A 19,925-nucleotide genomic window follows, 5' to 3' on the forward strand; every position below is an offset into this window, starting at 1 on the left:
CCTACTCCTTCGAGAAAATAGCAGTGGCGTGATACGGATTAAGTTGTAATGTGCTGCTGGAAACGTCCGTCGAGTAGTTCTCGATCAGGACATCGCCTGCAACAAACCTGTCAGGAATGGTGAATTCCACGTGGTCGCCGCTCAAATTCACAATCACGAGCAGTTCCACGTCGTCGAGTGTGCGGAAAAACGCGTATACCTGCTCGTGGTCCAATTGGTATGGCTCGTAGCGGCCATCCGCGATCACCGCATACTGTTTCCGCAGCTGGATTAGCTTGCGGTAGTACGGCAAGATACGGCCCGAGGCTTCCTCGGCAGCCACATTGATTCGGTCCTGGTTTGTCGCCGAAAGCCACGGAATGCCATGGGTGAAACCTGCGTGAATGGAGTCGTCCCATTGCATCGGCGTGCGGGAATTATCCCGTGATTTTGAACGCACAATGGCGAACGCTTCCGCTGCGTCAACCCCTTCTTCTAGGAGGTTGATGTATGCGTTTGTAGATTCAATATCCACGTAGTCACTGATCGAGGTGTATTCGGGATCCGTCATTCCGATTTCTTCACCCATGTACACGTATGGGGTGCCGCGGAGCAGGTGCGTCATGTGCGCAAGCATGGTTGCTGATTCGACGCGGAAGTTCTCCGGATCTCCGAACCGATCAAGTGCGCGGGGCTGGTCGTGGTTGTTTAAGAAGACTGCCATCCAGCCATTGCCTTCTTGCATCCCCAACGTCCACTCATTGAGCACTCGTTTAAGGTCGCGTGGTTGGAAACGCACGTTCGTCCACTTTTTGCCGTCGAGGTAATCCACCTTTAAATGGTGGAAGTTAAACACCATGTCCAATTCGTTGTTGTCCGGATTGGAGTAGCCCACGCAACGCTCAATCGTGGTGGAGGACATTTCACCGACGGTCACTGACCGGGGATCTGTGCCGAAGCTCGCCGCCGCTAATTCTTGCAGGTAACGGTCCACATCTTTGCCATCGGTGTACATGTAGCGTGGGTCTTCGCCGGGGGCCGATGATCGCAACTCAGCCTCTTTGCCAATGAGGTTGATCACGTCGAACCGGAACCCAAACACCCCTCGATCCATCCAGAAGTTCACAATGTTGGCCATCTCTGCCCGAACTTCCGGGTTGCGCCAGTTTAAGTCCGCCTGGGTGACATCAAAAAGGTGGAGGTAGTAGTCTCCGGTGTCGCCGAACAATTCCCATGCACTGCCGCCGAACTTCGATTCCCAGTTCGTTGGTGCGGAACCGTCCTCGTTGGCTGGGCGGATGATATAAAAGTCCCGATATTTTTCGTCGCCGGCAAGGGCCTTTTGGAACCATTCGTGCGCGGTCGAGGTGTGGTTAAGCACCATATCGAGCATGACTCCGATGCCATGCTCGGCGAGTTTGCTCACCATTTCATCGAAATCGTCCATCGTTCCCATTGCGGGTTGGATGGTGTAGTAGTCCGCGACGTCGTAACCATTGTCCCGCTGCGGGGAGACGAAAAACGGGTTAAACCACACCAGGTCAACGCCGAGGGAGGCGATGTATGGGATTTTTTCGATGATGCCTCGCAGATCCCCGACGCCATCACCTTTGGTGTCACAAAAAGACTTTGGATAGATCTGGTACACCACGTACTCGTGGAAGTTAACTTTTGGTTTTTCTACATCCATGTTCTTCCTGTCAATATAGATCGATGTGCAGACATATGATGTTTATTGCTTGACTTTTTCGTAATGCTGCCCGCTCGGAATTTGGTATTATTCGACGCGGCGAGTCGAGCACGTGACCGCGAACGGTAAACGTACTTGGGTGTAATGGTGCAGAAGTTGCTTCAAGTCCGCGTGAATTTCGTCGGGCTTATTGGTCAGACCAATTTCGATATTTCGAAGGGTGTCAAATCTGCAAGGATGCCTTAAAGAAAATCAAAGGGTTCACGTTCCGAAGGCGCGGATCCTTGATTGTCTTCATCTATCTCCCTGTCTGACCTGCATAAATTCGCCAAGAGTGTTGTGTGGTTCACACTGGCGCGAAGTTCTTTGTTCCGATCATGCCAAGCCGTTGAATTTCGGCAAGCGGTTTTCGCCCCACATTTCATAACGAAAAGTAACTTAATGAAAGTAAGGGCCATTATTTCGCCGCCGTGACCTCAGTTCGTTCATTTTCCGTGCGGGAAACAACCTGTCAAAATAAGCAATTTTAACGTAAACTCGCCGCCGAAACTTTTGCTAAAAAAGCCGTCAGCCAGCGCGGATGCACACGAACAACGCCCAAACTCCAAAACGGAGCTTGGGCGTGTGGTGTTGGCGCGCAATCCGGGCCGGGGGCTTACCCTCCGTGTTGCAACAGTAACTGCTCGAATTCTGTGAGCGTCTCAGCCGCGTCAGCGGGCGGTGCGGCCGGGGGAGTAGCTCCCATTGCTGGCGCGAGGCCGCCAACGGTGGCGTGTTGCGCGAGCATGAGCGTGGCGAGTTCCTGGGCGCTGCGGCGAATCCGATCGCTGAGTTGCTGCGCGTGTTCCCCGCCGAAGTCTTCGGTGGCGGCGAAGACGCCAGTGGGCACGATTGCTGCCCGCAGGTAGCCGAGGAGGGGGCGAATGGCATGGTCCAGCACCAGCGAGTGCCGTGCCGTGCCGGCGGTAGCGCCGATGAGGGTGGGTTTGCCGTCCAGCACCTGGGTATCCAAAAGGTCGAAAAACATTTTGAATAGCCCGGAGTAGCTTGCGGTAAACACCGGGGTGACGGCGACAATGCCGTCGGCGGCGGCGATGGCTTGCTGGGCGTCGGCAAGCGCGGGGGTGGTGACGCCACCGGCGGAGGTCATCGCCTGCGCCATGTCTACGGCGAGGTCGCGCAGTTCGATGGTGGTGACGTGCACGGATTCCCCGCGCGCGGTGATGGCGGCGACGGTGGCGTTGGCTAGCTGGTCGCTGAGGTTGCGTGTGCTGGACGGGTTGGACAGGCCGGCGGTGAGTACAACGAGGTTACGCATTGGGCTTTACCTTATGGTGCGGGTGGTCGGGGTTGGCGGCGAGGTCGGCGTGCGAGGGCGGGTTGCTGGGCACATGCGCTGGCCGGCGTTCCTCGAACCGACGCCGTAATTCGGGCACCACGTCGCGGCCGAGGCGCTCGATTTGGTCAAGGACTACTTCTGTGGGCAAGCCAGCATGATCGACGAGGAAGAGTTGACGTTGGTAGTCGCCCACCCAATCCGCAAATTGCAGCGTACGCTCGATTACTTGTTCGGCGGTGCCGACGGTGAGCGGGGTGTACGTGGAGAACTCTTCGAGCGAGGGTCCATGGCCGTACACGGGGGCATTGTCGAAGTATGGGCGGAAGGTGTTTTTCGCCTCCGTTTCGGAGTCCGCGATAAATACGTGCCCGCCCAAGCCCACGATGGCTTGGTCCGCGCGCCCATGACCGTAGTGTTCGAAGCGCTTGCGGTAGAGGTTGACCATTCGTGCGGTGTGCTCCTTGTTCCAGAAAATATTGTTGTGGAAGAACCCGTCGCCGTAGAACGCCGCCTGCTCTGCAATCTCTGTTGAGCGGATGGAACCGTGCCAGACAAACGGGGCTACGCCGTCCAGCGGTGCTGGCGTTGAGGTGTATCCCTGCAGCGGGGTGCGGAACTTACCCTCCCAATTCACCACGTCTTCGCGCCACAGCCGCCGCAATAGGTGGTAGTTTTCGACGGCCAGCGGAATACCCTGGCGGATATCCTTGCCGAACCATGGGTACACCGGCCCCGTGTTACCGCGACCCATCATCAGGTCCACTCGGCCGCCGGAAAGATGCTGCAAAAACGCGTAGTCCTCGGCGATTTTCACGGGATCATTGGTGGTGATCAGCGTGGTGGAGGTGGAAAGCAGCAAGTTGTCGGTCTTCGCCGCAATATAGCCCAGGTGGGTGGTGGGTGACGAAGGGACGAACGGGGGATTGTGGTGCTCGCCGGTAGCGAAGACGTCCAGCCCGACCTCTTCCGCCTTGAGCGCCATGCGCGTCATTGCATCAATGCGCTCCCCTTCGGAAGGGGTGCGGCCGGTCGTTGGGTCGGTGGTGACGTCTCCGATGGTAAAGATTCCAAATTGCATCGGGGCAACTCCTTCGCGCTTGTGTACCTACTCGCTGTGCGAGATTGGTGTCATGTCAACAATCGGGTGAAAAATGAAGCCTTTGCTACGGAAAGGCCCTTCTGTGTGGTTCAACAAGCTTCCGAAAGGTTTATTCCCGGGGGTGTGGAGCGCGCTGAATAAGGGTCACCTTCCCGGCATTCATTTTCAATAAATTGCCTTTAATGAAAATCTACGGTAGTTTCGTCGCCATGACGCACAGCCACGATCATCATGTTCACGACCACCATGACCACGACCACCACTCGCACGATCACTCTGCGCATTCGCACGTCCCGAGTTCGATGCGTGCGCTCGTCGCGGTGATTGCCCTCACGGGTACGGTGTTCTTTGCGGAGTTTGTTGCCGGCATCGTGTCTGGTTCTCTCGCACTGCTTGCGGACGCGGCGCACATGTTTTCGGATTCCGCGGGGTTGGTGGTGGCGCTGGTGGCGCTGCTGGTTGGGCGGCGCTCGGCGTCGAAAAGCGCCACCTATGGTTATCGTCGGGCGGAGGTGCTTGCGGCGGCGCTCAATGCGGGCACAGTGGGGGTGATCGCGGTATGGATTGGCGTGGAGGCGCTGCTGCGGCTGGGGCGTGCCGAACCTGTGGAAACTGGTCTGATGCTCGTGGTGGCGGTGATTGGTTTAGTGGTGAATGGCATTTCCGCGTTGGTGTTGGTGCGCCGTAGCCATGACAACCTGAACGTGCGGGGTGCGTATTTGCACGTGCTTACAGACATGCTGGGTTCCGTCGCCGTTATCGTGGCGGGCGTGGTGATCCGGGTGACTGGGTTTACCGCCGCGGACACAATCGCATCGCTGTTCATCGCGTTCATTATTGTGCCGCGGGCGTGGAAACTGTTCCGCGCGGCGTTGCACGTGTTGTTGGAGGGCGTGCCGCCAACCGTGGATCCGCAAGAACTTTCGGCGCGTTTGGAGGCGCTGGAGGGGGTGGTGGACGTCCATGATCTGCATGTGTGGAGTGTCACAGGTCAGGACGTGTTGGTGACCTGCCACGTGGTCACGGAAGTGCCGGCGGAGCAGCAATGTGCCCTGTTGGACGCGGCGAGTGCGGTGCTGGGTGACTTGGGGGTCGGGCACTCCACGATTCAACTGGAGTCGGCTGCGCACTTCGACCACGAAGTGATTCGGCACTAGCGGGTAGGCTTTGGCATATGTCGTTCAGCACCCCAAGCTATGACTTGATTGACTTGTTTGGTCGAATTGATCGCGGTGACCTGCAACTCCCGGACTTTCAGCGGGATTACTCGTGGGACGTGGATCGGATTCGTTCGCTTCTTGTTACGGTGTTGCGAGGTTATCCGGTGGGCTGTTTCATGGCCCTGGATACCCGCAACGAGCCGATGCGTTTCCGCCCGCAGCCGCTTGCCGGGGCGCCCGATCGCGGGGTGGATCCCGGGTTGCTGCTGCTGGATGGGCAGCAGCGCCTGACCACGCTGTATCAATCGCTCGCGGGCGATGGCGAGGTGCGCACGAAAGATCCCCGTCAAAAACGTATTCGCCGCAAGTTTTTTGTCGACGTCGCTCGTGCCGTCAGCGCCGACATCATGCCTGATGAGGCCGTCTTTTCGGTGGATGAGACCGGTAAGGTGCGGTCTCACTTTGGCCCGCACATCCCGGACGGTATTTACGATCACGCCTCGGCAGTGGCTGCCGGGGTGGTGCCGGTGTCCGTGTTGCTGTTCAATGAAGGCACCGACATGCTGTTCGATCTTGTGGATGCGCCTGGCGGGGATCGAGAGACCGTGAAGCGGTTCTATAACCGCGTGATGAAACCGCTGAGCGGTTACTCCGTTCCGGTTATCCGTTTGGATCGGGAAACCGCCCGTGGTGGCGTGGGTTCCATTTTTGCCAAGGCGAATTCCGCCGGCGTGCAAATGGATGTATTCGAACTTTTGACCGCGGTGTTTGCTACCCAGGATTCGGACTTTAAGCTCGGCGAGCACTGGGGGAAGATCCAGCAGACGCTGAGCAAGCATCCGGTATTGGCTCAGATCGGGCCGACCGAGTTTCTCACCGCGGTGGCCTTGTATGTCACGCATCATCGTGGGCGCGCCCACGGCCAGCGTGAGGACATCCTTGATCTCGATTTGGACGCGTATATCCCGGCCGCCGAAATCATGCGCGACGCGTTCGAGCTGGCCGCGCAGTTCTTGTACCAGCGGTGTATTTTATCCCCGGACTTGGTGCCGTACGGGGCGCAAATAGTCCCGCTGGCGGTGATTTTGGCGCTTCTACAAGACGTGGAGCTTAGTGAACATGGTGCGGGTGACCGGTTGAACCGCTGGTTCTGGTCGGGTGTGTTTGGCGAGTTGTACGGCTCGCCGGCGGTGGACGTGCGTGCCGCCCGCGACGTGGACCAGGTCACCGCGTGGGTGCGGGACGAGCACGCTCCGTTGCCCGCCACGGTGGATAAGGCGCGGTTTATGGAATCTCGCCTGCTCAGCGCCGCGCCAAATGCGGGCGTGTACCGCGGCATTTACGCTCTGATCATGGGCCGCGGGGCCCGCGACTGGCGTACTGGACAAACTTTCGATCAGGAGAGTTTTGAGGAGCTGGGCGCGAGTTTCGGCCGGATCTTCCCGCGCGGCTGGGACGTTGACCCCGTGCTGGCCGAAAGCGTGCTGAACCATACGCCGATGGGCCGCCGTACCGAGGTGATGCTCAGCGAGGCCTCGCCGGCGCGTTACCTCGGGCGGGTGCAGAATAAGTCCCTGATGGAGGACGCGGAGTTTGATGCCATGCTTGCCTCGCACTTGCTGGATTCGGAGTTGCTGCACCAGGCCCGTGCCACGGAGTTTTTGACGGACCGCCGGCGCAGGCTGTTGGCCATGGTGGAGGAAGCCATGGGGGTGCAGGCGGAGCGCGATGTGGATGAATCAGATTTGGCAGGCGGCGAGGAAGGCCCCGACGCGTTCGCGAAAGGGAACTGACGGGTCGCGGCGCCGCACCCCCGATTGGCGGTGCGGTGTTACCAAAGCCTTAGACTATTCGCAGTCGCACGCCAATGAGCCGGCGTGGACCTGCTCGGGTGTTCGACGCGGTCGTGCCGCACACCTGGGCGGACATCACTTCCTTGAAGGAGCCCAGATCCGTGAGCAAAAACGCTCGACCGGTAGTCCTCATCGCAGATAAGCTCGCGCAATCCACCGTGGATGCGCTCGGAGATTCCGTGGAGGTGCGTTGGGTGGACGGCCCCAACCGCCCCGAACTGCTTGCCGCCGTTGCAGAAGCAGATGCTCTCCTTGTTCGATCCGCCACCACCGTTGACGCGGAAGTGCTCGAGGCGGCGCCCAACCTGAAGATCGTCGGGCGCGCAGGCGTCGGCTTGGACAACGTTGATATCGCTACGGCGACGGCCCGCGGCGTCATGGTGGCCAACGCCCCGACATCGAACATTCACTCGGCTTGCGAGCATGCGATTTCGTTGCTGCTGGCAACGGCCCGTCAGATCCCAGCGGCTGATCAAACCTTGCGCGAAGGCGAGTGGAAACGCTCCTCTTTCAGCGGTGTGGAAATCTTCGGCAAGACCGTCGGCGTTGTGGGCTTCGGCCACATCGGCCAATTGTTCGCCCAGCGGCTTGCGGCGTTTGAAACCACGATCTTGGCGTATGACCCGTATGCAAACCCGGCGCGGGCGGCGCAGCTTGGCGTGGAGTTGGTGGATTTGGAGGAGCTGATGCAGCGCTCCGACTTCGTCACCATCCACCTGCCAAAAACCAAGGAAACCGCCGGCATGTTCGATGCGGAGTTGCTTGCCAAGGCGAAGCGAGGGCAGATCATTATCAACGCCGCGCGTGGTGGGCTAGTCGATGAGCAGGCGCTTGCCGATGCCATCGATGCGGGCCATATCCGAGGCGCGGGTTTTGACGTGTACGCTACCGAGCCGTGCATTGACTCTCCGCTGTTTGGCCGCCCGGAGGTCGTGGTGACCCCGCACTTGGGTGCGTCCACCGTAGAGGCTCAGGACCGCGCCGGCACCGATGTTGCGGATTCCGTGCTGAAGGCATTGGCTGGCGAGTTCGTTGCGGACGCCGTGAATGTTTCCGGCGGTTCCATTGGTGAAGAAGTTGCGCTCTGGCTCGAACTGGTGCGCAAACTCGGCTTGGTTGCTGGTCATTTGCTCGATGGCTTCCCGGCCCGCATCGAGGTGGAGGCGCGCGGCGAACTGTCCACCGAAGACGTGAGCGCGCTCGGCTTGTCCGCGATGCGCGGGCTGTTCTCTGCAGTGCTGGATGAGACTGTGACGTTTGTGAATGCGCCTCGCATCGCCGAGGAGCGCGGGGTGACGGTGAAGACTTCCACCGCCCCGCAATCCGTGAGCCACCGCTCCGTGGTGGAGGTGAAGGTGATTTCGGGTGACGGGAGTTCCGCCAGCGTGGTGGGCGCCCTGACCGGCTTGGATCGCGTTGATAAGATCGTTCGCATCAATGGTCGCGGTTTGGACATGCGTGCGGAAGGCCGCAACCTGTTCCTGCAGTACCAAGATGCCCCCGGCGCGTTGGGCAAGGTGGGCACCATGCTTGGCTCCGCTGGCATCAACATTGTGGCTGCGGCACTTTCCCAAGATTTCGAGGGTGAGGGTGCGACGTTGATCCTACGGGTGGATTCCGAGGTTCCGGAGCCGCTGGTTGCTCAGATTGCCGATTCGATTCAAGCAACCGCGTTCCAGCTTGACCTCGACTAGTATTCGGTCCGGTTTCCCAGACGGAGCAAACAATGACGATTTCAGGTGAACAACTGCGCGATAGCGTGGGTTCGTTTCCGTCTGGGGTGACGGTGGTAACCACCCGAGTGGCCGGGCAGGATTTAGGGTTGACAGTGAGCTCGTTTGCCTCGCTCTCGCTGGATCCTGCGCTGGTCATGGTGTGCATTGATAACCGCTCGCAGAGCATTCCGCACCTGCGTCCGGGGCGACCCGTGGGGGTGAGCGTGCTTGCCCGCGACCAATTGCAGATCGCAGTTCAGTTCGCTCGGCACGGGGTGGATAGGTTCGCCGATGTGGCGGTGCGCCGCGGCATGTTTAACCTTGCGTTTATCGACGCCGCGGCCGCCTGGTTCGCCGGCATCGTCTATGCCGTGCACGGTGGCGGCGACCATCGGATCATCACCATCGCGGTGGAGGATTGCGGCCGTGACTTGGGCAAACAACCTTTGTTGTACCATCGCGGTCGATTGAACGAGCTCTACCGGTAGTTTGGTAGAGGTGAGTGATCAGATTGTGCAAAGTGCGCTCGCGGCTGCGGGAGTGCCGCTGACGTATAGCGGCGGAACGTTTGGCTATCAATGGCCGGAGGCGCTTTCCGAGGCGGAGCAGCTTCGGGTGCTCGCCCAAGCGACCGGATTTCACGCCCAGCACCCCGCCCCAGTGTTTTACACCAAAAACGATTCTTTGTTCGCACACTGGTATTTTCCTGATGCGGGTGAGATGACGGCGGGTCAGGCGCGGGCGGCCGTCGATACGCTGACGCGGGGTATTGCGGAGTTTTCCCGCGCGATGGGCGTGGACACCGATGGTGCTGGCGTGGACTGGGAGGCGGATGCGGATCCCGTTACCTATGACCGGATTAAGCGCTGGTTTGCGGGCAAGGGCCAGCCGGAGTTGCCGGAAGATGAGGAAACCGGGGCGTTGTGCCTGGCCATGGATGGTACGCCCGTGGATATTGAGGTGGGGGAGATGTTTTCCGTGCAGGTGTCTGCGCGGGTTCCCGATGCCGATCCCGCGAGCCTGCTGCACTATTGCAATCAGCTCAACCGGGTTGGTTTTCCGGCGGTGTGTGTGGTGATGCTCGAGGAGCAATGGTGGGCGGTTTCCAAGTATTCGGTCGAAGCGCGTGCTGGATTGAGTGATGCCCAGTTGGACGAAGCCATCCGTAAAGGGGTAACGGGTGCGGGCGCACAGGTGCGCGATCTGTTGCGTCTTCACCGGGGGTGATACACTGGCTAAATCCGTGTAGTGAGAGAGGATTCCCACATTATGAAACTGGCTGTGATTGGTGGCGACGGCATCGGCCCCGAGGTAACCGTCGAGGCGCTCAAAGTTTTGCACGCCGTGCGTGACGACATCGAAACCACCGAATACGATCTCGGCGCCCGACGCTACCTCCGCAACGGCGAATTGCTCACCGACGCAGACCTGGAATCCTTGCGCGAACATGATGCGATCTTGTTGGGTGCGATTGGGGCGCCGGGCGAGGTGCCCCCCGGCGTGCTGGAACGCGGCCTGCTCCTTAAAATGCGGTTCGCATTGGATCATCACGTGAATCTGCGCCCCGCCAGGCTTTATCCCACCGCCACCTCGCCGCTAGCGAATCCGGGCGAGATCGACTTTGTGGTGGTGCGGGAGGGCACCGAAGGCCTTTACTGCGGTAACGGCGGCACTCTGCGCCAAGGCACCCCGCACGAAGTTGCCTCCGAGGTCAGCCAAAACACTCGGTATGGGGTGGAGCGTGTAGTCCGCGACGCGTTCGAGCGTGCGCAGCAGCGTCGCCGCAAACTTACCCTTGTGCACAAAACGAACGTACTGGTCAATGCCGGCGGGCTGTGGGAACGTACGGTCGCAGATGTGGCGCGTGAATATCCTGACGTGACCGTGGAATACAACCATATCGACGCCGCCACGATCTATATGGTGACCGACCCCGGCCGGTACGACGTAATCGTTACGGATAACCTGTTCGGCGATATTTTGACCGACCTTGCGGGCGCGATTACCGGGGGAATCGGGCTGGCGGCATCCGGCAATATCGATGCCACCGGCACCAATCCGTCCATGTTCGAGCCGGTGCACGGATCGGCGCCGGACATTGCGGGCCAGGGCATTGCCGACCCCACGGCTGCGATTCTGTCGGCGGCGATGATGCTTCGCCATGTGGGCGACGAGCACAACGCGGTGCGAATTGAAGAAGTGGTCGCCGCCGACGTGGCCGCACGGACGGCCGGTCCCGTTCGCACTGCCGAAGTGGGGGACCGCATCGCCGCCGCGCTGCGTTAGGCAGTACTGGTAAGCGTTTTTCGTTGTGGCTCCGCAGCGAGATACTCGCGCAATTGCTCACGAGTGCTCGGCAGCGCCAATGATTCGAGGCGGTAGGTTAGTGCGTCGCTGGTGGTGCGGCGCCACGCAGTATCGTTTTCCACAAGTGCTTTCAACAGCACCCGCTGTGAACTGCCGATCGGCTGCTGGTGCTTGAGCGCAAACGCCAGTAATTCCAAGTACTCCTGGTCGCGGAAATTGCCGTGGCGCATTACCGCGACCGCGGCGGGCAAAATCTCATCGATGCTTTTCGCGCGGTTGAGCAATTCGCACACGAGGGGGCGCAGCACCTCGGCGGGATAGTGCGGATCCCAGGTAGTAATACTTGTCAACGCGCGGTTGAGCTTTCGCGTCCCCTTCTTGTTGCGGGTATGCATCGCGGCGAATGCTTGTACGATCGGGTCGGGGTCGTTGAGATAGCGGGTCACGCTGTGCCCTAACCTGCCTAGCCCGTGGATGAGTGGCCAGCGGATAATGCTGCCCAACCAGGTGTCGAGCTCGGCGACCAATCGGTTGCGAATTTTACGGCGAAATTGTTTCGTATGGGGCGTGGTCGCCCATGCCACATATACTTCCGTCAATTCCACGTAGTCGGTGGGGGATGTGTAGCTCAGGCCCAACAATTGGGTGATTACGTCCTCCGCGACGTGGGCGGGGCCGTAAAAACTATCGCCCGCGAACTTTAGCCAGCCAAGGAGGTCGCTGCGCAGCTGCTCGTAGAAGATTTCTTCGGGGTTGAGCTCGTCAAGTGCGGCGATTACGAACGATACCGCGGGTTCGGCGGCGGGGTAGTAGTCGCCCTGGTGCGTGGTAGCGGTGAACAGGTGGTCGATGGCGACCGCAATGGCTCGTTCGTCCGTGCCGAGAAGCGCTTGCAAATGCTCGGGGGTGTCCGTTGCAGCCCCGTATGCATGGAAGATTCCGGACCAGTTGGTATATTCTACGATTTCCTGGGTCGGGGAAAGATCGACAATTTTCACGTCTCCTCCTCAAAAGGCTGCAACAAAACGTGAGGCTGATACCCTCGAATTGTAGTCCGCAACCGTGTTTGGTGAAAGAGTTTTTCCCTTGAAAGCTCCTTTAAAAACGCTGCTCAAAGGACCATTGATTCCATACCTTTATCCAAGCGTTACATTGCTGTATTGTGGCAGTTTCGCGCCGAGAATGGTTTTTGGTGCCGCCTGGTATTCGAAGTAATTTTTGAAGCTACACTGCACTCTTGGCAGCTTTGGACGTGAGTTCGATTATCCTTTCAGCGGGCCGGAATTGCTGAGAATTTACATCATGGATTCAGCCTGACTGCACGTTCATTCAACGTTACTGCCAAGGTTTCTCAGATAACGTGATGGCGGCCTTTCGGCATTACCATCGGCGCGCCCGATACGGGGTCCGGCATGATGTGCGCTTCGATGCCAAATACGTCGTTCATGGTGGCGGGGGTAATCACCTCGGCGGGCGTGCCGGTGGTGTAGATGGAACCCGAGACCATGGCGATCAATTGCTGCGAGTAGCGTGCGGCGAGGTTGAGGTCGTGCAGCACCATCACGATGGTGGTGCCTCGTTCAGCGTTGATTTCCGTAAGCAGGTCGAGCACTTCCAGTTGATTTGCCACGTCCAGGAAGGTGGTGGGTTCGTCCAACAGGAGGATGTCGGTGCGTTGTGCGAGTGCCATGGCGATCCACACGCGTTGCCGCTGCCCGCCCGACAGCTCATCGATGCTGCGTTCGGCCAGTTCGAGGGTGCCAGTGGCGGCCAGGGATTCGTTGACAATTTCATAATCCTGTTGCGACCACCTGCCGAACAGCCCTTGATGTGGAGTGCGACCCCGCCCGACGAGATCCGCAACCGCAATGCCGTCGGGCGCCACCGGGCTTTGCGGAAGCAGTCCGAGCGTTCGGGCGAGTTGTTTCGCGGGATAGCCAGTGAGGGGTTTATCGTCGAGCAGCACCTGCCCAGTCTGTGGGGCGAGTAGGCGGGAAAGCGCTCGGAGGAGGGTGGATTTGCCGCACCCATTGGGTCCGACGATGGAGGTGATCGCGCCTGGGGTGATGCGCACGGAAAGGTTTGAAGCGATGGTGCGTTCGCCGTACCCAAGGGTGACGTTTTCGGCGCGAAGTTGGTGTGTGAGTGTCACGGTGGGGAGTTCTTCCTAACGGCTGGTCCGAATCAACAGGAATATCAAGTAGGGGGCGCCAAGTGCGCCGGTGATCACGCCCACGGGGTAGCGCGTACCGAACAGGTATTGGCCAAGCAGGTCCGCGGTAAGGGTGAGGAGCGCGCCCACGAGCGCCGTCGGCAGGATCAGTGGCGCGCTTGGGCCGACGATCCGCATGGTGATCGGCCCAGCCATAAACGCCACGAACGCGATTGGCCCGCACGCAGCCGTGGCTACGGCAATGAGTGCTACGGCTGTAATGATTGCGGTGATGCGGACGCGCGGTACCCGCAATCCGAGCCCGGTGGCCAGTTCGTCGCCGAGGCGCAGCAGGTTGAGCTGGTGGCTGAGGAGCACCATCAGCGGCACCAGCACCAAGACCACGACACTCGTTGGCACCGCCCGCTCCCAGGTCGCACTGTTGAGTGAGCCGCTGAGCCATCGGGTGGCCGTCGGCAAATCCCATGCGGCTGCGCGCGAGAGCGAGTATGTGACCACCGCGTTGAGCATCGCCGCCACCCCGATGCCGATGAGGATGAGCCGTGTCCCGGTGAACCCGCCGTGCAGCGATAGCAGATACACCACGCCCGCTACCACAAGTGACGCCACCAGTGAGGCTATCGACGTCGCGGTCTGGGAGTAGTGGAAAAACACCACCGCGACCACGCCCGCAGCGCTGGCGCCGGACGAGATTCCGATGATATCCGGCGACGCCAATTGATTCCGCAACATTGTTTGAAACGTGATGCCGGAAACTCCGAATGCCGCGCCCGCAACGATCGCCAAACTTGCTCGAGGTAGCCTAATTTCGCCGACGCTAAACGATGCCCCGGGTACTGTGTCCCCGGCTATCACTGCCATGACTTCGCCAAAGCTGTACCAGGTTTCCCCCACTATAAGGGCGAAGAAAAACATACTTGTGAGCAGCGCCGCGAGGAGTGCGGTGATGATGGTGAGGCGGTTGCGGCGGCGGCGTCGAAAAGCAATGAGGTTGGTGGTCACAAGTCACGCACCTTGTATCGGCGAACAATCCAAATGAACACTGGTGCCCCAATGAGCGGCATGATGATGCCTACCGCAATCTCGCTGGGGCGGGTTATTACGCGGCCGAGCGTGTCCGCGATGAGGAGAAGGCTGGCTCCGGACAGTGCGCTGATTGGTAGGAGCCACCGATGATCTGTTCCTACCACGAGCCGGCAAACGTGCGGGACGATGAGGCCGACAAACGCAATCGGTCCGGCGAGGGCGGTGGCGGTGCCGCACAAAACGACGGCGCCAAAGGAGGACACGAGGCGGGCGACGGCGACGTTTGTGCCGAGGCCGGTGGCAACGTCGTCGCCAAGCGCAAGCGTGTTCAACTTGCTGGCGCTGAGCAGGCAGGTTGCGCCGCCGACGATGAGGAAGGGTCCCGCGAGAGCGATCGGGGTCCATTCTGCGCCGCCGACGCCGCCAATTTGCCAGAAGCGGTAGGTGTCCATCACGCGCGCCCTCGGCAGGACAATCGCGCTGATGAGCGAACTCATGGCGGCCGATGTGGCTGCGCCAGCGAGGGCGAGCTTCAATGGGGTAGCGCCGCCACGGCCCAGCGAACCAATCAAATAGACCGTCGCCGCCGCTACCGCCGAACCGCAGATTGCTACGATCATCGTGGGAATTGGGTGCGTGAGTCCGAAAAACGCCAGGCCAATGACTACGGCGAGCGAAGCACCTGACAGCACGCCGAAAATTCCGGGATCCGCAAGCGGGTTTCTGGTGATTGCTTGCATCGTGGTGCCGGCGACGGCTAAGGCGGCACCAATAATAATGGCAAGTACGGTGCGGGGAATGCGGGCAGCCGCCGCGGACTGATCGTTATTGCTCATATGTCCGAGCACCGCCAGCACCGCATCCTCGAACGGGACCGAGCGAACGCCGAACGCTATGGAAGCGACGATGGCAAGTGCCAAGACGCCAAGCAATGCGGCCACGGCGGCGAGGCGTTGGGGAACGAAAGCCTGCATCGGTGCGACTTACTCGGCTGCTTTGCTCACGATTTCGAAGTACTTGTCCGCACCCCAGATGAGGCCCGCGGGCGAACCGCCTGCCGCTGCGGCTACGGGGCCTTCGCCGAGGAACGCCACGTGGCCGTCCCGAATCGCTGGAATCTTGCTCAGCAGCGGATCCGCCTGTAGCTCCTTCAAGGTTTGTTCGTTGGTGGCGGCGTCATTGGAACCGTAGGAAATAATAATGTCTACGTCTTCGAACGCTTCCGGTTCTTCGGCGGAGCGCTCCACCCAGAAGTTTTCGGCCTTTGGAGTTTCCTCTTCCACAATCTTGGGCACGCCGAAGCCGATCGTTTTCAGCACGCCCGCGCGCGGGTCTTCGAGCGTGTAAAAGCCGACCTTGGACTTATCGTTTTGCGAACCGAAGGAGGAAAACAGTACTTTTTTGCCCTTGAGGTTGGGGTGCTTCTCAAACGCTGCAGTGACGGCAGCGTCGACCTCCTGTTGGAACTCTTCCGCCTTGTCTTGCATGCCCAAACCGGTGGCATTGAGCGAAATGAGTTCGCTGGTTGTGGTGGTCCATGGTTTGTTCGGGTAGGCCACCACGGGCGCGATCTTCGAGAGCTGGTCGTAGTCTTCTTGGCTTAACCCGGAGTAAGCGGCGAGGATCACGTCCGGCTTCGTATCGGCAATTTGCTCGAAGGGGATGGCATCGGTTTCGTCGAAGAGCACGGGCGTTTCCCCGCCGAGCTCCTTGATTCTTTCCTCGTCCCACGGAAGGATGCCATCGCCGTTGTCGTCTCCCCACGTCACTTTGGAGATCCCCACGGGTACCACACCGAACGCGAGCGGCACTTCGTGGTTGGACCAGCCCACGGTAGCGACTCGCTCCGGTTTTTGTTTGATCGTCGTTTCCCCCAACGCATGTTTGATTGTGATTGGGAATTGGGCGTTGCTGTCAGCGGAACTTGCGGCGCCGGAGCTCTGGCTGGCAGTGGTGGGTTGCTCGGTGGAACAAGCGGGTAGGGCCAGCAACAGTGTGGCGGCCGTGGCGGCAAGTGATAAACGGACGGTTCGGCGCATCGGGTTCGTGCTCCTCCAAAAGTTGTAGCGAACTGATCGATCTTAATGTTAGGAGCCTAAGCTAACCTCGATATTTGAAGCAAATAGTTTAGTAGTAAGGGCTTACTATCTTGTTGTGGGGTACGTGCCTCGAATAACAACAAAGCGCTTCATGTGGGGCGAGTCACCCTGTAGGGTTTTGCGGTATGAGTGTTGAACTGGATGAGGTCCGCGATTTTCTTGCGGCCAGCGCACCGTACGCGCAACTGCCATCTGACGTGCTTGATCGCCTGCCTGCGCAAATGACCATGAAGTACATTCGCCGGGGGGAGACGATTATCGCCGCTGGGGATACGAATGACTACACCTACATCATTCGCTCCGGGGCGGTGGACGTGCTCGATTCCGAGGGCGTGCTGTTGGATCGCCGCGACGCGGGCCGTTCGTTTGGCTACTCCACGCTGATTGGGGACGAAACCTGCCACTACACCATGGTTGCGGTGGAGGATACCCTCGCGTTGTTATTGCCGCGGGAGGCGTTCGTGCCGCTGGCGCAGGAGCATCCAGAACTCGCCCGATTCTTCTCGGGGCAATCCGCACGTATGAGCGCTGCGGCGAGCAGTTTGCGCCAACAGTCTTCGTCGGACGTGCTGCGCACCCGGCTGAAGGAGTTTATGATCACCACCCCGGCGACCGTCTCCCCGGCGGCAACGATCCAGCAGGCGGCGCAGTTTATGAAGGACAATAATGTGTCCTCGTTGCTGATTACCGGGCCGAACGACTCCGTAGAGGGCATTGTTACGGACCGTGACATGCGCGGCCGCGTGGTTGCCGGCGCCATGGACGTTACCCTGCCCGTTACTGAGATCATGACGGCGCAGCCGCGGGTGGTGGAAAGCGAAACGCTCGCGTTCGAAGCGATGCTGATCATGGCCGAAATGGGGATTCATCATTTGCCCGTGGTGGATTCGGACAAACTTGTGGGTATCGTCGCCTCGGCGGACATTATGCGCCTATTGCGCCACGATCCTATTTACCTCACTGCGGATTTGGCGCGCCGTACTACCACCGAAGAGCTTAAACAGGTGTACGATTCCGCGCACGATGTTGCGGTGCGGTTTATTGAGCGCGGCGCTTCCCCTGAGGAAGTAACCAACTTGCTCACCGTGGCTGCCGACGCCCTCGCCCGCCGGCTGATCACCCTCGCCGAGGCTGAGCTCGGCCCGCCGCCCGTACCGTATGCGTTTGTGGTGTTGGGTTCCCAGGGGCGGCGCGGCATGGGCTTGGCCTCCGACCAAGACAACGCGCTCGTGCTTTCCGACGCCTACGTCGAAGCCGAACACGGCTCCTATTTCGCCGAGCTTTCCAAACGTGTGTGCACTGGTCTCGACGCCGCCGGCCAAGTCCTGTGCCCAGGTGACATGATGGCGAGCAACCCGGAATGGCGGATGACGGTGTCGCAGTGGAACAACGCGTTCCATACCTGGATTACCGCCCCCGAACCGGAGGCACTGCTGCATGCGCAAGTCTTCTTTGACATGCGGGGAATCTACGGTGACAAGCAGCTTGCGGATCAGGTGGTTCGAAATGCGGTGCAAACAGCCCGCAATGCCGGTAGGTTGCACGCACACCTAGCCACCCTCGCGGCTCGCCGCGAACCACCGCTAGGCTTTTTCCGTGGTTTGGTCGTAGATCGCAGCGGCGAGTACGCAAACACACTCGACGTGAAAAAGGGCGGCACCGCGGCGATCGTCCAAATGGCGCGGCTGTTCGCGCTTGCGTCCGGGGTGCATGCAGTGGGCACACGGGAGCGCCTTTCCCAGGCTGCCGGGCACGGTGCGGTTTCCGCTCGCGGCGCCGAGGATTTGCGGGATGCGTTCGATTTTCTCAACACGATCGCGTTGCAGCAGCAGGCGAATCAGGTGCGTAAGGGCGAACGGCCGAACTATCACATCGACCCCAAGGAGCTCGGCAAGCTTGATCGCGAGCATTTGCGCGATGCGTTCCAGATCATCAAGAGTATGCAGAGCGCGTTGGCCACAAAGTACCCAGTGAGGAACATCTAGTGTTTGGGTTTTCCGCCCGCGATCGGGCTAGCCGCAAGGCGCAGGGAGCGTTGCAGGAGTTTTACGCGGTGGCGCCGCCGAAACCTGCGACAAAGATTACGGAATTGCCGCTGCTCGCCGTGGATGTAGAGACGACTGGTTTGAAACCGCGCGAGCACGATCTATTGTCTATTGGCTGGGTGCCAATCGATCACGGGGAGATTCAGCTTGGCGGCGCGGGACACCGCGTGTTGCGCGGCAGTGAGGTGGGGGATTCCGCAGTGATTCACCGCCTTACCGACGACGACATTGAACAGGGGATTGACGCCAAGGAAGCGGTGTCGGATTTATTACAGGCGCTTCAAGGGCGTGTGATGCTGGTGCATTGGGCGGCGATGGAGACGGGGTTTTTGTCGGCCGCCTGTCAGCGGCATTTCGGCGCGGAGTTGGTGGTTCCGGTGGTGGATACCTTTGCTATCGAGCGCCGCCATATGGAACGTATGGGCACATACCCGCGCGGGGAGGACTTGCGTTTGCCGCGTATTAGGCAGCGTTACGGGTTGCCAACGTACCGCAGCCACAATGCACTGATTGATGCGCTTGCCTGCGCCGAACTCTATCTCGCGCTGGCTGCCTCATTCCGGGGGACCACCCTCAAATCCTTGCAGGTGTAATGCAAACCGTTACCTAACCTGTGTGTAGGATATGCCACATGCGTTTTGGTCGAATTGCCCACCCCGAAGGAATGTGTTTCTGCGTCATCGAAGGCGATGACGCAGCGTTGAAATGCCGAGAAATTGCAGAGACGCCATTTACTGCACCCGAATACACGGGACGCGAATGGCCGCTGGATGAGGTCCGCCTGCTTGCTCCGATGCTTCCCGGCAAAATTGTGGCGATTGGACGCAATTACGCCGACCACGTTGCGGAGGTGTTTAAAAAGAGCGCCGAATCGCTGCCCCCAACCCTGTTTTTGAAGCCGCCCACGGCGGTCATCGGCCCTGGCGCCGCCATTAAGATTCCGGAATTCGCCACAAATGTGGAGTTCGAAGGCGAGCTCGCCTTGGTGATTGCGAAGCCGTGCAAAAACGTCAAGGCTAGTGATTGGAAGTCCGTGGTGCTCGGGTACACCATTATTAACGACGTTTCCTCCCGCGACCTGCAATTTTCGGATGGTCAGTGGGCCCGTGCGAAAGGCATTGATACCTTCGCTCCGCTTGGCCCGTGGATTGAAACAGACCTGGATTGCATTGATACGACGAACCTGCCTATCAAGGCGCACCTGACCCACAACGGGGTGACGGAAACCAAGCAGGACTCCAATTCGAATCAGATGATCATGAACATCGGTGAGATTATCGAATTCATCACTGCATCCATGACGCTGATGCCGGGTGATGTGGTGTCTACCGGTTCGCCCGCTGGCACCGAGGCGATGCACCCGGGTGACTTTATTGAGGTGGAGATTCCCGGCATCGGCCGTCTTGGCAACCCCGTGGAACGCGCCTAGTTTTTCGAATG

General features: G+C 59.7%; 17 protein-coding genes. 9 read left to right on the forward strand and 8 right to left on the reverse strand.

The features are described from left to right. Position 1: 1 nt before the first annotated feature. The 3 genes from treC to Q4D83_RS05120 form a co-directional block, all read right to left on the reverse strand. Positions 2–1,669: an alpha,alpha-phosphotrehalase gene (treC, locus tag Q4D83_RS05110; RefSeq protein WP_303173538.1), complete on the reverse strand. Its 1,668-nt coding sequence runs from the start codon at positions 1,667–1,669 to the stop codon at positions 2–4. Positions 1,670–2,324: 655 nt separating this feature from the next. Continuing rightward, positions 2,325–2,987 (reverse strand): FMN reductase, encoded by a 663-nt coding sequence (locus Q4D83_RS05115; RefSeq protein WP_303173539.1) that lies wholly within the window; start codon positions 2,985–2,987, stop codon positions 2,325–2,327. Continuing rightward, positions 2,980–4,086 (reverse strand): CE1758 family FMN-dependent luciferase-like monooxygenase, encoded by a 1,107-nt coding sequence (locus tag Q4D83_RS05120; protein ID WP_303173541.1) that lies wholly within the window; start codon positions 4,084–4,086, stop codon positions 2,980–2,982. The genes Q4D83_RS05115 and Q4D83_RS05120 overlap by 8 nt, the downstream gene beginning before the upstream one ends. Positions 4,087–4,316: 230 nt before the next feature. Between Q4D83_RS05120 and Q4D83_RS05125 the strand changes: the two genes are divergently transcribed. From Q4D83_RS05125 to Q4D83_RS05150, 6 genes are all read left to right on the forward strand, one after another. Further along, entirely contained in the window at positions 4,317–5,264 is a 948-nt protein-coding gene (locus tag Q4D83_RS05125) for a cation diffusion facilitator family transporter (protein ID WP_303173603.1), read from the forward strand. Positions 5,265–5,281: 17 nt separating this feature from the next. After that, positions 5,282–7,060, forward strand: coding sequence for a DUF262 domain-containing protein (locus tag Q4D83_RS05130; RefSeq protein ID WP_303173543.1), 1,779 nt, complete (start codon positions 5,282–5,284; stop codon positions 7,058–7,060). 161 nt (positions 7,061–7,221) lie between these two features. After that, on the forward strand, positions 7,222–8,814 hold the full coding sequence (gene serA / locus Q4D83_RS05135) for a phosphoglycerate dehydrogenase (protein WP_303173545.1): 1,593 nt from the start codon (positions 7,222–7,224) through the stop codon (positions 8,812–8,814). A 32-nt stretch (positions 8,815–8,846) separates the two neighbouring features. Then, positions 8,847–9,323 carry a flavin reductase family protein gene (locus tag Q4D83_RS05140; protein ID WP_303173547.1) on the forward strand — a complete coding sequence of 159 codons (477 nt, stop codon included), beginning with the start codon at positions 8,847–8,849 and terminating at the stop codon, positions 9,321–9,323. A gap of 10 nt (positions 9,324–9,333) precedes the next feature. Beyond that, the gene (locus Q4D83_RS05145) at positions 9,334–10,062 is read left to right on the forward strand and encodes a YbjN domain-containing protein (RefSeq protein ID WP_303173548.1); all 729 of its coding nucleotides are present in this window, start codon (positions 9,334–9,336) and stop codon (positions 10,060–10,062) included. A gap of 42 nt (positions 10,063–10,104) precedes the next feature. Next, positions 10,105–11,121, forward strand: a complete 1,017-nt coding sequence (locus tag Q4D83_RS05150) for a 3-isopropylmalate dehydrogenase (protein ID WP_303173550.1) — start codon at positions 10,105–10,107, stop codon at positions 11,119–11,121. On the opposite strand, the gene Q4D83_RS05155 is transcribed toward Q4D83_RS05150, so the two are convergent. From Q4D83_RS05155 to Q4D83_RS05175, 5 genes are all read right to left on the reverse strand, one after another. Then, positions 11,118–12,140, reverse strand: coding sequence for a hypothetical protein (locus Q4D83_RS05155; protein ID WP_303173552.1), 1,023 nt, complete (start codon positions 12,138–12,140; stop codon positions 11,118–11,120). The two genes, Q4D83_RS05150 and Q4D83_RS05155, sit on opposite strands and share 4 nt — an antisense overlap. 353 nt (positions 12,141–12,493) lie before the next feature. Beyond that, entirely contained in the window at positions 12,494–13,294 is an 801-nt protein-coding gene (locus Q4D83_RS05160; RefSeq protein ID WP_303173553.1) for an ABC transporter ATP-binding protein, read from the reverse strand. Between the two features lie 15 nt (positions 13,295–13,309). Further along, complete coding sequence (locus Q4D83_RS05165) at positions 13,310–14,317, reverse strand: iron chelate uptake ABC transporter family permease subunit (RefSeq protein WP_303173554.1); 1,008 nt, start codon at positions 14,315–14,317, stop codon at positions 13,310–13,312. Beyond that, complete coding sequence (locus tag Q4D83_RS05170; RefSeq protein WP_303173556.1) at positions 14,314–15,315, reverse strand: iron ABC transporter permease; 1,002 nt, start codon at positions 15,313–15,315, stop codon at positions 14,314–14,316. The genes Q4D83_RS05165 and Q4D83_RS05170 overlap by 4 nt, the downstream gene beginning before the upstream one ends. A 9-nt stretch (positions 15,316–15,324) precedes the next feature. Continuing rightward, positions 15,325–16,380 carry an iron-siderophore ABC transporter substrate-binding protein gene (locus Q4D83_RS05175; RefSeq protein ID WP_303173557.1) on the reverse strand — a complete coding sequence of 352 codons (1,056 nt, stop codon included), beginning with the start codon at positions 16,378–16,380 and terminating at the stop codon, positions 15,325–15,327. A gap of 185 nt (positions 16,381–16,565) precedes the next feature. Between Q4D83_RS05175 and Q4D83_RS05180 the strand changes: the two genes are divergently transcribed. From Q4D83_RS05180 to Q4D83_RS05190, 3 genes are read left to right on the forward strand one after another with little or no spacing between them, the layout of a single operon-like run. Next, entirely contained in the window at positions 16,566–18,425 is a 1,860-nt protein-coding gene (locus Q4D83_RS05180) for a DUF294 nucleotidyltransferase-like domain-containing protein (RefSeq protein ID WP_303173558.1), read from the forward strand. Further along, on the forward strand, positions 18,425–19,078 hold the full coding sequence (locus Q4D83_RS05185) for an exonuclease domain-containing protein (protein ID WP_303173560.1): 654 nt from the start codon (positions 18,425–18,427) through the stop codon (positions 19,076–19,078). Before Q4D83_RS05180 ends, Q4D83_RS05185 begins: the two co-directional genes overlap by 1 nt. A 38-nt stretch (positions 19,079–19,116) precedes the next feature. After that, positions 19,117–19,914: a fumarylacetoacetate hydrolase family protein gene (locus Q4D83_RS05190; RefSeq protein ID WP_303173562.1), complete on the forward strand. Its 798-nt coding sequence runs from the start codon at positions 19,117–19,119 to the stop codon at positions 19,912–19,914. Positions 19,915–19,925: the final 11 nt, after the last annotated feature.

This window comes from Corynebacterium sp., assembly GCF_030532715.1.
GTDB lineage: Bacteria > Actinomycetota > Actinomycetes > Mycobacteriales > Mycobacteriaceae > Corynebacterium.